The 15,429-nt window shown below is 69.8% G+C and carries 14 protein-coding genes; 11 read left to right on the top strand and 3 right to left on the bottom strand.

Annotation, left to right across the window (positions count from 1 at the left end; genetic code table 11):
- The first annotated feature begins 2 nt into the window (after window positions 1-2).
- From ACYVJ3_RS12820 to ACYVJ3_RS12785, 8 genes are all read left to right on the top strand, one after another.
- The gene (locus ACYVJ3_RS12820) at window positions 3-350 is read left to right on the top strand and encodes a hypothetical protein (protein ID WP_460853409.1); all 348 of its coding nucleotides are present in this window, start codon (window positions 3-5) and stop codon (window positions 348-350) included.
- A gap of 133 nt (window positions 351-483) precedes the next feature.
- Window positions 484-765: a transposase gene (locus tag ACYVJ3_RS12815; protein WP_460853408.1), complete on the top strand. Its 282-nt coding sequence runs from the start codon at window positions 484-486 to the stop codon at window positions 763-765.
- 23 nt (window positions 766-788) lie between these two features.
- Window positions 789-1,640, top strand: a complete 852-nt coding sequence (locus ACYVJ3_RS12810; RefSeq protein WP_460853407.1) for an IS3 family transposase — start codon at window positions 789-791, stop codon at window positions 1,638-1,640.
- A 41-nt stretch (window positions 1,641-1,681) separates the two neighbouring features.
- On the top strand, window positions 1,682-1,846 hold the full coding sequence (locus tag ACYVJ3_RS12805; RefSeq protein ID WP_460853406.1) for a hypothetical protein: 165 nt from the start codon (window positions 1,682-1,684) through the stop codon (window positions 1,844-1,846).
- Window positions 1,843-2,328, top strand: a complete 486-nt coding sequence (locus tag ACYVJ3_RS12800; RefSeq protein ID WP_460853404.1) for an Imm26 family immunity protein — start codon at window positions 1,843-1,845, stop codon at window positions 2,326-2,328. The genes ACYVJ3_RS12805 and ACYVJ3_RS12800 overlap by 4 nt, the downstream gene beginning before the upstream one ends.
- A gap of 188 nt (window positions 2,329-2,516) precedes the next feature.
- On the top strand, window positions 2,517-2,765 hold the full coding sequence (locus tag ACYVJ3_RS12795) for an integrase core domain-containing protein (RefSeq protein ID WP_460853403.1): 249 nt from the start codon (window positions 2,517-2,519) through the stop codon (window positions 2,763-2,765).
- A gap of 632 nt (window positions 2,766-3,397) precedes the next feature.
- Window positions 3,398-8,182: an NAD-glutamate dehydrogenase gene (locus tag ACYVJ3_RS12790; protein WP_460853402.1), complete on the top strand. Its 4,785-nt coding sequence runs from the start codon at window positions 3,398-3,400 to the stop codon at window positions 8,180-8,182.
- 48 nt (window positions 8,183-8,230) lie between these two features.
- On the top strand, window positions 8,231-9,670 hold the full coding sequence (locus ACYVJ3_RS12785; protein WP_460853401.1) for a hypothetical protein: 1,440 nt from the start codon (window positions 8,231-8,233) through the stop codon (window positions 9,668-9,670).
- A 7-nt stretch (window positions 9,671-9,677) separates the two neighbouring features.
- On the opposite strand, the gene ACYVJ3_RS12780 is transcribed toward ACYVJ3_RS12785, so the two are convergent.
- Together ACYVJ3_RS12780 and ACYVJ3_RS12775 are read right to left on the bottom strand one after the other, a co-directional pair.
- Window positions 9,678-10,445: a PP2C family serine/threonine-protein phosphatase gene (locus ACYVJ3_RS12780; protein WP_460853400.1), complete on the bottom strand. Its 768-nt coding sequence runs from the start codon at window positions 10,443-10,445 to the stop codon at window positions 9,678-9,680.
- Entirely contained in the window at window positions 10,442-11,143 is a 702-nt protein-coding gene (locus ACYVJ3_RS12775) for a vWA domain-containing protein (RefSeq protein ID WP_460853398.1), read from the bottom strand. Before ACYVJ3_RS12775 ends, ACYVJ3_RS12780 begins: the two co-directional genes overlap by 4 nt.
- Window positions 11,144-11,201: 58 nt before the next feature.
- On the opposite strand from ACYVJ3_RS12775, the gene ACYVJ3_RS12770 reads away from it, so the two are divergent.
- The gene (locus ACYVJ3_RS12770; RefSeq protein ID WP_460853397.1) at window positions 11,202-12,506 is read left to right on the top strand and encodes a protein kinase domain-containing protein; all 1,305 of its coding nucleotides are present in this window, start codon (window positions 11,202-11,204) and stop codon (window positions 12,504-12,506) included.
- Here the strand turns inward: ACYVJ3_RS12770 and ku are convergent.
- Entirely contained in the window at window positions 12,487-13,389 is a 903-nt protein-coding gene (gene ku / locus ACYVJ3_RS12765; protein WP_460853396.1) for a non-homologous end joining protein Ku, read from the bottom strand. The two genes, ACYVJ3_RS12770 and ku, sit on opposite strands and share 20 nt — an antisense overlap.
- A gap of 30 nt (window positions 13,390-13,419) precedes the next feature.
- On the opposite strand from ku, the gene ACYVJ3_RS12760 reads away from it, so the two are divergent.
- Together ACYVJ3_RS12760 and ligD are read left to right on the top strand one after the other, a co-directional pair.
- Window positions 13,420-14,292 carry an ATP-dependent DNA ligase gene (locus tag ACYVJ3_RS12760; protein ID WP_460853395.1) on the top strand — a complete coding sequence of 291 codons (873 nt, stop codon included), beginning with the start codon at window positions 13,420-13,422 and terminating at the stop codon, window positions 14,290-14,292.
- Window positions 14,289-15,188, top strand: a complete 900-nt coding sequence (ligD, locus tag ACYVJ3_RS12755; protein WP_460853394.1) for a non-homologous end-joining DNA ligase — start codon at window positions 14,289-14,291, stop codon at window positions 15,186-15,188. The genes ACYVJ3_RS12760 and ligD overlap by 4 nt, the downstream gene beginning before the upstream one ends.
- Window positions 15,189-15,429 lie beyond the last annotated feature (241 nt).

Raw genomic sequence — 15,429 nt, 5'->3', positions numbered from 1 at the left:
CAATGCCGAACGTGCGCCTCACGATCGACGGCCGTGAAGTCTCCGTGCACGACACGGTCCGCCTCTTTCAAGCTGATCCGTTCCCCGGCGGTCACTGGTACGAACTCATCATTGGTGAGGTCCGGGGTTGGCCGTGGGACCGCCTAGAACAGACGACGGACCCTCGTCCCGTCGATCAGCGCGATCTCCTTCTCGCGCTGGAAGCGCTTGTCGCTGTCGAACCTGGCGAAGGCTCTCCGCCCGCAGCCTTTGCGCTGAACACTGTCGCGGCAGTCGAGGTGCGGCAGGGTGAGATCCGGTTGTCCGGTGTGTGCTCACCGATCGTTGCTGAGGGGGCCGACAAAGGTTAGCCGACTGCCGGCCGCGGCGAGATTGATCGCCGTGTCATGCCCCCCGTTTTTTGGCCCTGTCATGCCCCCCGTTTTTTTGGTCCATATCTCGTGAGAGCGCTCGCTACTTTGAGAGTCCTTGTGGAGGTGTGTGATGGCGGCAGCTAAGAGGTTCACGACCGAGCAGATCGTGGCGAGGTTGCGGGAGGCGGAGAAGCTCCAGGCCCAGGGAGCGACGGTTCCGGCGATCTGTAAGAAGCTGGGGATCAGCGAGCAGACGTTCTACCGGTGGCGCATCAAGTACGGCGCGTTGAAGGAAGACGAGGCGCAACGACTCAAGGCGCTTGAGGCCGAGAACGCCCGTTTGAAGCGGATCGTGGCCGAGCAGGCCCTCGACATCTCGATGTTGAAGGACTTGCAGAAGGGAAATTGGTGAGCCCGGCTCGCCGCCGGGCTGCAGTGGCGCATCTGGTTCGCAAGTTCAAGGTCTCCGAGCGCCGTGCCTGCAAGGTCGTGGGCCAGAACCGCTCCTCGAACCGGTACCGGCCGGTGTCGACCGACTTCGAGCAGCAGCTGGTCGTGGCGATGAAGAAGCACGCCGATCGCCATCCGCGGTTCGGGTATCGACGGGTCCACGCCCTGCTCGTGGCCGACGGTTGGGACGTCAACGTGAAGCGGGTGGAACGGTTGTGGCGCCGCGAAGGGCTCAGAGTGCCGCCGCCACGGTCCAAGGCGTCAGGTCAGAAGGCACGTGGGACTGACGCCCATTCGTTGTGGATGCTGCCCTCGACCAGCCAGGGCCATGTGTGGTCCTGCGACTTCATGAGCCTGCGGACCTCCCGCGGGACCGCGCTGCGGGTCTTGAACGTGGTCGATGAGTTCACTCGGATCTGTGTCGGCTTCCATGTCGGCTACACGATCGGGGCGATGGAGGTGCAGCGCACCTTGGAGCGGCTCTTCGAGGTCCATGGCCGGCCGCAGGTGATCCGTTCGGACAACGGCCGGGAGTTCATCGCGGCCAGCCTGCTGGCCTGGCTCAAGGACCAGGGTGTGGAGCCGGTCCAGGTCGCCAAGGCGAGCCCGCAGCAGAACGGCTTCATCGAGTGGTTCAACGGATCGATGCGCGATGAGCTGCTCAACCGCGAGGTCCTGCACTCGCTGACCGAGGCTCGCGTGCTGATCGGGCACTGGGTCGAGCACTACAACACCGAGCGGCCGCACTCGGGTCTGGAGATGCGAACCCCGGTCGCGTACGCGGCGTACATTGCGACCCAGCCCTCACTATCGACGGCACCCTGTGAGAGGGGCTGATGAGAGTTGCTACCACCACCGAACGTGGACCAGTCGCGACCATGTCCAGCGAGCAGGTCAACACAGAGTTCTCTCACTTGATGTGGACCAACTTCTCGGGGCTGGACATCTCGAACCTGCGTCACGAGATCAGCATCAAGCATGACTACTACGGCGACGCCGTCCAATGGGGCGAGGCGTGGCTGAAAGAGAACGGATGGAAATGAGTGAACCGCAGACAAACCTCCGCGTTCTCAAAGCGTCAAGAAAGAAGCCGGAGCCGGGTGACATTTTCGCCCTGCAGCCAGCGCGAGATCTGTTTCTTTTCGGACAAGTCGTTCTCGCGGATTTCTATGGCCCGATGCCTAATACGTATCTAATCTACGTTTACGATCACAAGTCGGCTTCTTCCGAGCCGGATCTCGGAAAATTGGTGCCAGAAAGGCTGCTCGTCGCGCCTCTCTTCATCAATAGAATTCCGTGGACGAAAGGACTATTCGAAAATGTAACGCGCCGAGAGCTTGACGGTCATGTCTTGCAGCACCATCGATTTCGCGACTGGAACGGCCAAGTCGTGGACGAGCATGGCGAAGTTTCGGTCGCACGCCGAGGGCTAGTAGGGCAATACGCGCTGTCCAGTTATCGCTGGTTGGACGATCACGTCAGCGACGCTCTCGGGATCCGCCGCGCGGCCGAAGACACCTTGTAGGTCGCCGACTTAGGCGGCAGGGTTTCGTCGAAATCTTGTGCCCTCCTCAACCAGGAGCGCATGGATCATCCGGTAGCCCCACTTCGGGTGCCGGCCGGGGGAAGCCGTCGCTGATCCGGGCCGACAACGGCCGCGAGTTCGTGGCCGACTCCCTGCGCGGATGGCTCACCGACCGAGGAGTTCGGGCCGTGTTCGTGGCGAAGGCAAGCCCTCAGCAGAACGGCTACATCGAACGCTTCAACGGCACGATGGCACGCGAGTTGTTCGGTAACGAGGTCTACCACTCGGTGCTCGAGGTCCGGCACGTCGTGAACGAGTGGACCGAGAAGTACAACACCCGCCGAGCCCATCGAGGATTGGGCGGCAAGACGCCAGCTGCGTACGCCAAGATGTACCCAGACACAGTCGATCCGGAAGTGGATGGTGGTTGCCCGTGAGAGTCACTACCACCACTTGCGCTGGACCAGTCAGGTCAGCGGTTTCGACCGGATGCCGAGCCCGGAATTCTCACACCGGGTGGACCAGATCCTCGGGGCCGGACAGGAGAAATTGCCAACGGAGGTTTGAATGTGATCCCCCGATAGGTCGACGCCCGGCGAAGATCTGCTCACTGTCCGTCAAGCGTTCCTCGCGATGACCGACTTCATCTGGGAGTTCGCCCAACGCGCAGGAGACGACCTGATGACGCTTATTGGCGACACGGGCATCGAGGCGGACGGAGGCCGACCGATCCCGCAGCATGGGACGACTGGCTCGCCAGCGTCGCCAAGATCCGATCTGAAAGGGCGCCTCGGGGCGGTTGACCGTGTTAGTTCAACACCGTGATCGCAGCGTTCCTCGGGTTGCTGCCGGTCGGCACGGCGCGACGGCGCCGGTAACCACCGTTGAGCCGCGGGGATACGTACTTTGGGCCGTGTCAGGAACCTTGGTCGAAGCGCGCGGGCATTGCAGCGCGAACTCCTGACGATTTGGTTGTCCCAGCTGGGTCCGGACGCCAGCACCCAGTCGTTATCGGATGGCAACCCGCGGCGAGGGCGACGCGCATGGTCGCGGCGCTAGTGTCGGAGCCGTGTCAACGACGACGCGAAACGACCTGTCGGCGACTCCCGCGATCCGGGACGAGCGCGAACGGGTCCTGACCGCTGCAGCCCAGTCCGCCCGACCGCACGAGGGCAGGGGAGGGCCGCCGACCGACGTCGAGGCACTCGTCGAGCTGCTGGCGGCGTACTTCCACCACGCGCCGACCGAGGAGCTCGCGGCCCGCAAGCCGGTCGACCTGTACGACGCCTTCGCGTCGCACTGGCACTGGGCCCAGGGCCGTACGCCGGGAACGGCCAAGATCCGCGTCCTGACGCCCACGGTCGCCGAGCACGGCTGGTCGGCCGCCGGCCACAGCGTCGTGGAGATCGTCGTCGACGACATGCCCTACCTCGTCGACTCGGTCGCGCTCTGGCTCACCGAGCACCGCCATCCGTTGCCGCTGCTGCTGCACCCGACGTTCCCGGTCTCGACAGGCTCGACCACCGAGGCAGGCTCAACCACCGAGTCGTGGATGCACGTCGAGATCGCGCGCGTCGACGCGGCCGACGCCGCGGAGATCACCCGCGGACTCACCGGCGTGCTGGCCGACGTACGTGCCACCGTCGAGGACGGCCCGGCGATGCAGGCGTCGGTCCGCGAGCTCGCGGACGCGCTGGGCGACACCCCGGTCCCCGAGGACGAGCAGCGCGAGGCGTCCGACCTGCTGGCCTGGCTGGTCGAGGACCACTTCACCTTCCTCGGCTACCGGGAGTACCTCCTCACCGACGACGACACCTGCCTGAAGCCCGTCGAGGGCAGCGGCCTGGGGATCCTGCGCGACCCCGAGGGCGGTGGTCCGTCCCCGGCGGTGCGGATGCCCGACGCCGTGCGCGCCAAGGCGACCGAGCCGACGCTGCTGGTGCTGGCCAAGGCCAACGCGCGGTCCACGGTGCACCGCGCGGGACATCTCGACTACGTCGGCGTCAAGCTGTTCGGTGACGACGGGAGGGTGATCGGCGAGCGCCGGATCCTCGGCCTGTTCTCGACCTCGGCCTTCACCGAGTCGGTGCTGGCGACGCCGGTCGTGCGCACCCGCGTCGCCGAGGTCGTACGCCGCAGCGGGCTGGACCCCAAGAGCCACGACGGCGTCGCGCTGCTGGACACCATCACCACCTTCCCGCGCGAGGAGCTGTTCCACGCCGCGACCGGCGAGCTCGCGCCGATGGTGGACGCCGCGATGAAGGCGCGCGAGCGGCGTACGGTCCGCGTGCTGCTCCGCCGCGACACCTACGGCCGCTACGTCTCGGTGCTGGCCTACCTCCCGCGCGACCGCTACAACACCGGCGTGCGCGAGCGGTTCCAGCGCATCCTCACCGACCGCTTCGACGCGGAGTCGGTCGACTTCCAGGTCTCGATCAGCGAGTCCGCGACCGCACGGGTCAGCTTCACCGTCCGCCTCGCGCAGGGACAGCTGCTGCCCGACGACATCGACACCGCCGATCTCGAGCGTGCCCTGGTCGAGGCCTCCCGCTCGTGGCGCGACGGCTTCGCCGACGCCGTGGAGGCGACGTACGGCGAGCAGGCCGCGGCCACCCTCGTCCGTCGCTACGCCGACGCGTTCCCCGAGTCCTACAAGGAGGACTTCGACCCGCGCACCGCCGCGATCGACATCGGCCGGCTCGAGGAGCTCGGCGACGACGACATCGCGCTCAGCCTCTCCACCGACCCGCAGCTCGCCGACTCCGAGGACGAGGTGCGGCTGAAGGTCCACCGCGTCGGTGGCCCGATCTCGCTGTCGACCGTGCTGCCGATGCTGTCCTCGCTCGGGGTGGAGGTGCTCGACGAGCGCCCGCACGAGCTCGAGGGGCTGGGTCGGCGTACGTTCGTCTACGACTTCGGGCTGGCCTGTCCCGGGGGGCTGCCCGACGACCAGCGGACCGCGTTCGCCGACGCGCTGCGCGCCATGTGGGACGGCCGCGCCGAGGTCGACGGTTTCAACGGGCTGGTCCTGCGGGCCGGCTTGGACTGGCGTGAGGCGAGCGTGCTGCGGGCCTACGCGGCGTACCTCCGCCAGGGCAGCAGCCCCTTCACCACCGACTCGATCGAGGCCGCGCTCAGCACGAACGTCAGCCTGACCCGGCTGCTCGTCCGGCTCTTCGAGACCCGCTTCGACCCGGACCTGGACGGCGACCGCGAGGAGCGCGAGCAGCGGCTGGTCGAGCGGATCGAGGGCGAGCTCGACGAGGTCGTGAGCCTCGACCACGACCGGATCGTGCGGTCCTACCTGGCTCTCGTCCGCGCGACGCTGCGGACCAACCACTTCAAGGTCTCGACAGGCTCGACCACCGAGGGGGCGCTCGCCCTCAAGCTGGAGCCGTCCCAGATCCCCGACCTGCCGGCGCCGCGGCCGAAGTTCGAGATCTTCGTCTACTCCCCGCGGGTCGAGGGCGTGCACCTGCGCTTCGGCGCGGTCGCCCGCGGCGGCCTGCGGTGGAGCGACCGGCGCGACGACTTCCGCACCGAGGTGCTCGGCCTGGTCAAGGCCCAGATGGTCAAGAACACCGTGATCGTGCCGGTCGGCGCCAAGGGCGGCTTCTACGCCAAGCGGCTGCCCGACAGCAGCGACCGCGAGGCGTGGCTGGCCGAGGGCATCGCCTGCTACCAGACGTTCATCCGGGGCCTGCTCGACCTGACCGACAACCTGGTCGGCGGCGAGACCGTCCCGCCGGAGCGGGTGGTGCGGCACGACGGCGACGACTCCTACCTCGTCGTCGCGGCCGACAAGGGCACCGCGACGTTCTCCGACATCGCCAACGAGGTGGCGGCCGAGTACGACTTCTGGCTCGGCGACGCGTTCGCCTCCGGCGGCTCGGCCGGTTACGACCACAAGGCGATGGGCATCACCGCCAAGGGCGCGTGGGTCTCGGTCCAACGCCACTTCCGTGAGCTCGGCATCGACTGCCAGAGCGAGGACATCACGGTGGTCGGCGTCGGCGACATGTCCGGTGACGTCTTCGGCAACGGCATGCTCTGCTCCGAGCACATCCGTCTGGTGGCCGCCTTCGACCACCGCGACATCTTCCTCGACCCCAGCCCCGACGCGGCGGCGTCGTACGCCGAGCGCCGACGGATGTTCGACCTGCCGCGCTCGTCGTGGCAGGACTACGGCAAGGACCTCATCTCCGAGGGTGGCGGTGTCCACTCGCGCTCCGCGAAGTCGATCGCGCTCACGCCGCAGGTACGTGAGGCGCTGGGCATCGCCGACGACGTCGACAAGCTGACGCCCGCGGAGCTGATCCACGCGATCTTGCTCGCTCCGGTCGACCTGCTCTGGAACGGCGGCATCGGCACCTACGTCAAGGCCTCCTTCGAGACCCACGCCGACGTCGGCGACAAGGCCAACGACGCGATTCGCGCCGACGGCTGCGACCTGCGCGTGCGGGTGGTCGGGGAGGGCGGCAACCTGGGCCTGACCCAGCGCGGCCGGATCGAGTACGCCGAGGCGGGCGGGCGGATCAACACCGACGCCATCGACAACTCGGCGGGGGTCGACACCTCCGACCACGAGGTCAACCTGAAGATCCTGCTCGACCGCGTGGTGGCCGACGGCGACCTCACCGCCAAGCAGCGCAACGAGCTGCTCGCCTCGATGACCGACGAGGTCGCCGCGCTGGTGCTCGCCGACAACGACGCACAGAACCTCGCACTGGCCAACGGTGCGCGCAACGGCCGGAGCCTGCTGCACGTCCACGAGCAGTGGATGCGCTGGCTCGAGGGCGAGGGCCTGCTCGACCGCGAGCTCGAGGCGCTGCCGTCGCGCGAGGAGGTCAAGCGCCGGATCGAGGCCGGCGGTGCGCTCACCCAGCCCGAGCTCGCGGTGCTGATGAGCTACACCAAGCTGGTGATGGCCGATCGGCTGCTCGAGACCGACCTCCCCGAGGACCCGTACCTCGAGCAGGACCTGCTCGGCTACTTCCCGGAGCCGATCCGCGCGGGCTACCCGCAGCAGATCGCCGACCACCCGCTGCGCCGCGAGATCATCGTGACGGCGGTCGTCGGCGACCTCGTCAACGGTGCCGGCACGACGTACTGGCCGCGGCTCGCCGCCGAGACCGGTGCCGAGCTGCCCAGCCTGGTCCGCGCCAACTTCGTCGCCCGCGAGATCTACGGCTCGCTGCCGTGGCGGCGCGAGGTGGCGACGTACGACAACGTCCTGGACGCCGGGGTGCAGACCCGGCTCCGGGTCGAGATGCGCACCCTCGTCGAGCGGGCGTCGCGGTGGTTGCTGACCCAGCGGCGCAACGACGAGAGCCAGGACCTCGTCGACGAGTTCGCCGGACCGGTCCAGGAGGCGCTGCTGCGGCTGCCCGACCTGCTGGTCGGCGAGGAGGCGGAGGCGTACGCCGAGCGGCGGGCCGCCTGGGTCGAGGCCGGTGTGCCCGAGGAGATGGCCGCACGGGCCGCGAGCTTCGAGGTCGGCTACGCGCTGCTCCACGTCGTGGAGATCGCCGGCCGGCTCGGTGCCGAGGTCGACGACGTCGCGCGCCAGCACTTCCAGCTCGGTGAGCGGCTCGGGCTGCCGCTGCTGCACCGCCGGATCGCCGTGCTCCCGCGCGACGACCAGTGGCAGACCATGGCGCGCGCCGCGCTGCGCGACGACCTCCACGCGGTCCACGCCTCGCTGACCGAGGCGACGCTCGCCGACGAGGAGGCGCTCGCCAGCGACGACGTACGCCGGGCCGCCGACCTGATCGCCGAGGTCTGTGCCGACGACGCCACCGACATCGCCCGGGTCTCGGTCGCGCTGCGGGCGGTGCGGGCGCTGCTGTCGTAGCGGTCCGCAAGCGTTTCGCGAGGCCACCGAGAGGGAAGTGGCTCCTGCGTGGCGCTCCATCAGACGATCCGGGACCTCGTCTCGGCCCATGGCGACGGCATCCTCGCCGACGCCGCCGGCTTCCGTGGGGTCCTCGACGACGTCCTCGACGAAGGGGCTGCGACGACCGGGGAGATCAACCTGCTCGTCGACGCGGTGCGCTTCGGCGCCACCTTGCCGCTCGCGCGGATGATCCAGGGCGGCGCGGACCCGGCGCGCGCGGTCGACGAGTGCGGCGCCCGGCTCGCCCGCGACCGCGGTGGCGACGTGGCGTCCGCGTCGTGGGCGACCGCCGTCCTCGCCCACGCCCGGGGCCTGGTGCCCGAGGCGGTCGTCCTGCGGTACCGCTCTCGCCCTGCGCCCAGCGCCTTCGCCCCGCCGACCTCTCCTCCGCCGTCCGCCCCGCCCGCGCCGACCCCGCCCGTGCCGCCGGCCCCGCCCGTGCCGCCGGGCCCGCCGGCCCGGAGGTCGCGGACCGGCCGGCTCGTCGCCGGCGCCGTGGTCCTCGTCCTGCTCGCCGGAGGCGGCGTGGCCGGTGGCATCGCCCTCACGCACCACAAGGAGCCGCGGAAGACCGACAAGCCGAAGGTCGACCCGCTGACGCCGGCCGCGATCAACGCCCGCTACTCCGACCTCGCGGGCTCGATCACGACCGGGACCCGGGACTGCAAGGCCGCCACGGGCAGCGACGACGAGACCGCCACCGAGGTGCTCAGCTGCGTCGCGACCGGCGGCACCCTCACCCTGCGGACCTACGCGACGCTCGACGAGCTCAAGGCGCAGCGCCACCAACGGCTCGACCGCGTCGCCGGCTCGATCAGCCACGACGCCGGCCAGACGGCGTACTACTCCTTCGACCCCGAGGCCGCCGACCACAAGGCCGAGGCCGCGGTCGTCTACTGGGACAACGAGACCGGGCTGCAGTCCGCCACCCTCACCGGAACACCGGGTGTCCCGATCGACACGCTGACCACGTCGTTCAAGGCGACCCGTCCGCTGGCCGACCTGCCCGCCGGCCCCGTCAACCCGATGCTGGTCCGGTTCCTCGACTCCTTCCTCGACCCGGCCGGATGCCAGCAGCACGCGATCTACTTCGACGACGCGACCGAGGAGGTCCGCTGCGAGCACGAGGGCGGCGGGATCGGTGTCGTCGCGACGCGCTTCCCGCGTCGCTCGCTGATGCTCGACCAGCGCCAGGTCTTCGCCCGCCAGCACGACAGCGCCGAGGAGAAGGGCCGCAGCGGCAGGTGGCGGTTCAGCGGCGTGCGCAGCTTCTACAAGCCGGGCGCGATCTACGCCTACCGCAGCCACGGCCGCTCCTACGTCTACTGGGACTGGTCCGAGCGCGGCTGCAACTGCCTGGCGCTCGCGGCCTACCGGGACGACGACAAGGGGCTCGCCAAGCTCGAGGCGTGGTGGCGCAAGGCCTCCAAGCGCCGCGACTACTGAGGACCGCTCAGGACCTCACCAGCACGACGAGGGTGGTGTCGTCGCCGCCGACGTACGCCGGCTCGGCCAGCCAGCCGGGCAGCTGCTCGCCGATCCACGACGCGCCGTGGTGGCGCGCGTGCTCGAGGAGCTGGCGGCCCGTCTGGTCGCGCCAGTCGGCCTCGACCCGAGCGGTCCCGAACCCGTCGGTGCAGGCGTAGACGAGGGCCAGGTCGTCGGCGTCGAGCACCGCGACCCGCAGCTCGGCCAGCGGGTCGGGCAGGCACAGCGAGGCGGTGTGCACGCCGTCGGATGCCAGCGGGCCGAGGGGGAGCAGTACCGCTCCGGAGGTGCGGACGGCGACGATGTCGCCGTCCCCGATCTGCAGGACGACCAGCCGCCGACCCGACACGGCGGCGGCCAGGACGGTCGTCCCGTAGGCGACGAACGGCGGCTCGGAACGGGACAGCGGATCGGCCGCGTGGTGCGCCTCGACCGCTTCTCGCCAACCGTCGACCACGCCGGCGGCGAGGCGGCGTACGTCGTCCTCGGTGGGGTCGGCCGCGAGCGTCGGCAGCGCGCGCCGGAGCTCGCCGACGGCGACCTCGACGGCGAGGGTCGCGCCGACGTCGCTGCGCGGATGGTCGCTGTGACCGTGCCCGTCGGCCAACGCGACCACGGCCCGGTCGTCCTCGACCCAGGTCGCGTGGGCGTCCTGCAGCGGCAGGTCGTCGCGGACGTGCACCGAGCCGAGCACGGAGGCCGCCAGCGCCGTCCAGGTCGACGCGTCCGTCACCCGAGGGTGCTCCAGATCGGGTCGCCGATCGGGTGCGGCGGCACGTTGGTCATCCCGGTCGCCGGCCCGACGACGGGCCGCGAGGCCACCTTGCTCGCGGCCTTGGACGCCCAGACGACGTACTCCACGAGCTGTTGGGGGTTGTCGGCGCGCAGGAGCGGGATCTCGGGGTCGCCGATGAACAGCTTCAACGCATCCATGTCGGCATCCCGGCCGACCCCGAGGGCCAGCCGTACGGCGCTCGCGCCCCACCTGTTCGCCAGCAGCGTCGCCAGTCCCTCGGCGAAGGTGACACCTGAGCTCTGCGTGGGCCGACCGTCGGAGACCAGGATGATCGCCGGCGGGAACGCGCTCGCGGACTCGTCGAGGTCGTCGAGCGCGGCGGCCAGGGCGGTCAACGCGCTGCCGAGCTCGGTGAAGCCCTTGGGCACGGCCGCCAGGCGGGACCAGGTGATGTCGTCGACGGGGGTGGGCTTCTCGACGACCCAGCGCGGCTCGTCGGCGAAGGCCAGGACCCGCACCAGCAGCTCGGCGTGCGGGTTGGCACGCGCCTCGTCACGCAGCTGGGGGAGCACCTCGCTCATCGCGTTGTTCAGCGCCTGGATGCGGCCGCCTCGGGCCATGGAGCCCGAGACGTCGAGGACGAAGATGAAGTGGAGGGGCTTGCGTGCGAGCGCTCCGCCGAGCCGATCCGTCATGCCGAATACGCTGTCCACCGGCAGGCGCGGTCAAACGTCTCGGGAGGAAGGTCGACGCATGGTTCTCGCTCAGGGCACCGCCGTCGACCTCGGACCGCTCGGACGGGCCTGGATCGCCGGGCTGATCGGGCAGGGCGGCCAGGGCTACGTCTACGAGATGCACCGCCACGGCGCCGGCCCGCTCGCCCTGAAGTGGTACCGCCCCGAGTCCGCGACGCCGCAGCAGCTCGACGAGATGAGCCAGCTCGTCGAGCTCGGGTCGCCGCACCCCCGGTTCCTGTGGCCGCTCGCGATCGCGCGCGTCGATGGCGAGCAGGGCTTCGGCTACGTCATGGAGCTGCGCGGCTCGCAGTTCCTCGAGCTGTCCTACCTCCTGCTCAACACCGATCGCGCGGGCCGCACCCTGGACGTCTCGTTCGGCGCGATCATCGAGATCTGTCGCCAGCTCAGCTTCAGCTTCCTGCGGCTGCACGCCGCCGGGCTCTGCTACCGCGACATCTCGTTCGGCAACGTCTTCTTCGAGCCGACGGACGGCGACGTCCTGGTCTGCGACGTCGACAACGTGGGCGTCGACAACGGCAAGAGCCGGGTGCTCGGCACGCCGTACTTCATGGCTCCCGAGGTCGTCCGCGACCTGACCTACAAGACGCTGCCCAACACCGAGACCGACCGGCACTCGCTGGCGGTCCTGCTCTTCTACGCGCTCTTCCTCGGCCACCCGCTCGAAGGCGCCGCGACCGAGTCGGGCCTGCGCGACACCGACTGGCTGACCGAGCACTTCGGCGACAACCCGATCTTCTGCATGGACCCCGCGCGCGACGACAACCGCCCGCCCGAGATCGTCCAGCAGTACTGGGGGATCTACCCGCAGTTCATCCGCGACCTGTTCGTGCACGCCTTCACCGACGGCGTCGCCTCGCCGGGCGCGCGGATCACCGAGGGCCAGTGGATCAAGGCCTTCGACCGGCTCCGCGACGGCATGGTCTCCTGCCTCACCTGCGGCACCACCAACTTCTGGACGCCCGGCCCGCAGGTGCGGTGCTGGAAGGACGGCGCCGTCATCGCGCCGTCGTACTTCTTGGAGATCGGCCGCCGCTCGGTCGCGGTCGGACCTCGTACGACGATCCGCGCCGACCACCTGACCTCCGGCATCGACGACCCGACCGTGCTCGCCGAGGTGCGCGCGCACCCGCGGCTCCCGGACCGCTGGGGCCTGGTGAACAGGTCGGACTACTCCTGGCCGGTGACGTACGCCGACGGGCGAGCCCTGCTGCTGCAGCCGGGCCAGATCGTCAAGCTCGACCACGGCGCCCGGTTCCAGCTGCGTGGCGCCGACCTCGTGGTCAGCCGGCCTTCTTCTTAGGCGCGCTCTTCTTGGCGGCGGCCTTCTTGGCGGCCGGCTTCTTCGCGGTCTTCTTGGCCGCGGACTTCTTCGGCTTCTCCTCGGCCGGTGCCTCGCCCCGCGCGGCCTTGGCCGACTCGACGGAGCGCTGCAGCGCGGCCAGCAGGTCGACGACCTCGCCGCCGGTCTTGGTGGAGGTGGCCGTCCGCTGGATCTCGCCACCCTCGATCTTGGCCTTGACCACGGCCTGGACCGCCTCGGCGTAGTGGTCCTCGAACTCGTTCGGGTCGAAGTCTCCCGACAGCGTCTTTACCAGCATCTTCGCCATCTTCACCTCGGCGTCCTTGGCCTCCTCGATCTCGACCTTGAAGTCGGGGACGCGGATCTCGTCGGGCCAGAGCAGGGTCTGCAGGACGATCACCGGCTCACCGTCGGGGACCTGGTGGATGCGGAGCAGCGCGATGGTGGTGCGCTGGCGCAGCGCGACGGTCACGACGGCCACCCGGCCGGCGTCCATCAGCGCCTGGCGCAGCAGGGCGTACGGCTTGGCGCCGGTCGCCTCGGGCTCGAGGAAGTAGGCCTTCTCGAACATCATCGGGTCGACCTGCTCGGCCGGCACGAACTTCTCCACCGCGATCTCGCGGGAGGCGACGAGGGGGAGGTCGCGCATGTCCTCGTCGGTGAGGATGACCATCTCGCCGTCCTCGGTCTCGTACCCCTTGGCGATGTCGGAGTAGGGCACCTCCTCGCCGTCGACCGAGCAGATGCGCTGGTAGCGGATCCGGCCGCCGTCCTTGGCGTGCACCTGGCGGAAGGAGACGTCGTGGCTCTCGGTCGCGGAGTAGAGCTTCACGGGCACGCTGACCAGCCCGAACGAGACCGCGCCCTTCCAGATCGCACGCATGTCACCACGGTATCCGAGAGGATGGACGTCATGCCCTTCGTTCCGCCGATGCTCGCCGCCCGCGGCGACGTGGTTCCCGCCGGCGCGGAGTGGGTCCACGAGGTGAAGTGGGACGGCATCCGCGCGGTCGTCGCGGTGTCGCCCGACGGGGTCCAGGCGTGGACCCGCAACGCCAACGAGATAGCCGTGCCGCAGCTGGCCGGCCTGGCCGGTCTCGGGCGGTCGATGACGCTCGACGCCGAGCTCGTGCACCTGGCGGCGCCCGGACCCGGCCGTGCGCGCGAGGGCGGTCAGCTGTTCGTCTTCGACCTGCTCGCGCTCGACGGCCGCTCCCTGGCCGACCGCCCGTGGAGCGAGCGGCGGGAGCTGCTCGAGTCGCTCCACCTCGGGGACGACCACTGGCTGGTGCCTCCGACGTACGACGACGGCGACATGCTGCTGCGCGCCACGAAGGAGCAGGGGCTCGAGGGGATCGTCTCCAAGCTGCGCTCCTCGCCGTATCGTCCGGGCGTGCGCTCGCGCGACTGGCTGAAGTTTCCGCACCGTGACCGGGTGTCGCTGGTGATCGGCGGCTGGCGTGCCGAACGGGCCCACTCGGGCACGAGGCTGGGCGCGATCCTGGTCGGTACGCCGACCCCGGCCGGCCTGGTGTTCCGCGGCCGGGTCGGGTCGGGGCTGGCCGGGAAGGCGGGTGCGCGGCTCGCCGCCCTGCTGGCGCCGCTGACCGCGGAGGAGAGCCCGTTCACCGAGCCGTTGCCGCGGCTCGATGTCGCCGGGACGACCTGGGTCTCGCCGAGTGTCGTCGTCGACGTGGAGTCGCTCGGGTTCACCGCGGACGGCCGGCTCCGTCAGCCGGCGTACAAGGGTGTGCGCAGCGACCTGGGCGTGGAGGACCTGACATGACCGAGACCTGGGTGGAGGTCGAGGGCCGTCAGCTGAAGCTGACCAACCTGGCCAAGGTGCTCTATCCCTCGACCGGCTTCACCAAGGGCGAGGTGCTCGACTACTACGCGCGGGTGTCGTCGGTGCTGCTGCCGCGGCTGGCCGACCGGCCGGTGACGCGGATCCGCTGGCCGCACGGCGTGGGCCGGGAGTCGTTCTTCGAGAAGAACGCCCCCGCCGGTACGCCGTCCTGGGTGCGCGTCGTCGACGTGCCGACCACCGGTTCGCGGTCGGGCACCGGCGACGGGACCCTGCGGTTCCCGATCCTCTCCACGCTGCCGGCCCTGATGTGGGCCGCGAACCTGGCTGCGCTCGAGCTGCACGTCCATCAGTGGACGGTGTCTGCCGCGGGCGAGCCCCTGGGGGCCGATCGGATCGTCATCGACCTCGACCCGGGCGAGGGCGCGGGCCTGCAGCAGTGCTGCGAGGTCGCGCTGCTCGTGCGCTCCGCCCTCGATGAGCGCGGGCTGTCGCTGCTCCCGGTCACCAGTGGCTCCAAGGGCCTGCACCTGTACGCCCCGCTGGCCGCACCCATCGCTCCCGACGAGGCCGTCGAGATCGCCCGATCGGTCGCCGAGACGCTCGAGGGCTCGCACCCCACGCTGGTGACCTCGACGATGACCAAGGCCCGGCGTACGGGCAAGGTCTTCCTGGACTGGTCGCAGAACTCCGGCTCCAAGACCACCGTCTGCCCCTACTCCCTGCGCGCCACCCCGCGCCCCCAGGTCGCCACGCCGGTCACCTGGGACGAGGTCTCCGCCGGTGCCTCGGATGCCTTGGGACTCGAGCAGTTCTCGCCGGCCCAGGTCCTCGACCGGATCGAGGAGTACGGCGACCTGATGTCGCCGGTTGAGTAGCTGCCTCGTCGTTGGTTGGTTAGCCGCCGATCGCTGGCGAGGCGGCGTATCGAAACCCTTCGTTGGTTGAGTAGCCCGAGGCGCTAGCCGAGGGCGTATCAGTGATTGGCTTGGTGGGCCTGGTCGCGGTCTGACTCACGCGCCTATCTGACGCCGCTGGCTGTCTTGGTTTCGAAGTGTCGGCTGCGGCCGGGCGTCATCTGAATGATCGCGCCGGGCCGGCCTGCATGACTTGATAGGA

It is taken from the genome of Nocardioides montaniterrae (genome assembly GCF_054782655.1).
The sequence above is the reverse complement of the archived record's forward strand: the minus strand, read 5'-3'. Positions and strand labels throughout refer to the sequence as shown.

Bases quoted from the DNA above. Each gene is read 5' to 3' on its own strand.
- ACYVJ3_RS12820 (WP_460853409.1), top strand. From the start codon at position 3: ATGCCGAACGTGCGCCTCACGATCGACGGCCGTGAAGTCTCCGTGCAC.
- ACYVJ3_RS12815 (WP_460853408.1), top strand. From the start codon at position 484: ATGGCGGCAGCTAAGAGGTTCACGACCGAGCAGATCGTGGCGAGGTTG.
- ACYVJ3_RS12805 (WP_460853406.1), top strand. From the start codon at position 1,682: ATGTCCAGCGAGCAGGTCAACACAGAGTTCTCTCACTTGATGTGGACC.
- ACYVJ3_RS12800 (WP_460853404.1), top strand. From the start codon at position 1,843: ATGAGTGAACCGCAGACAAACCTCCGCGTTCTCAAAGCGTCAAGAAAG.
- ACYVJ3_RS12775 (WP_460853398.1), bottom strand. From the start codon at position 11,143: ATGACGGATCGGCTCGGCGGAGCGCTCGCACGCAAGCCCCTCCACTTC.
- ACYVJ3_RS12770 (WP_460853397.1), top strand. From the start codon at position 11,202: ATGGTTCTCGCTCAGGGCACCGCCGTCGACCTCGGACCGCTCGGACGG.
- ku (WP_460853396.1), bottom strand. From the start codon at position 13,389: ATGCGTGCGATCTGGAAGGGCGCGGTCTCGTTCGGGCTGGTCAGCGTG.
- ACYVJ3_RS12760 (WP_460853395.1), top strand. From the start codon at position 13,420: ATGCCCTTCGTTCCGCCGATGCTCGCCGCCCGCGGCGACGTGGTTCCC.
- ligD (WP_460853394.1), top strand. From the start codon at position 14,289: ATGACCGAGACCTGGGTGGAGGTCGAGGGCCGTCAGCTGAAGCTGACC.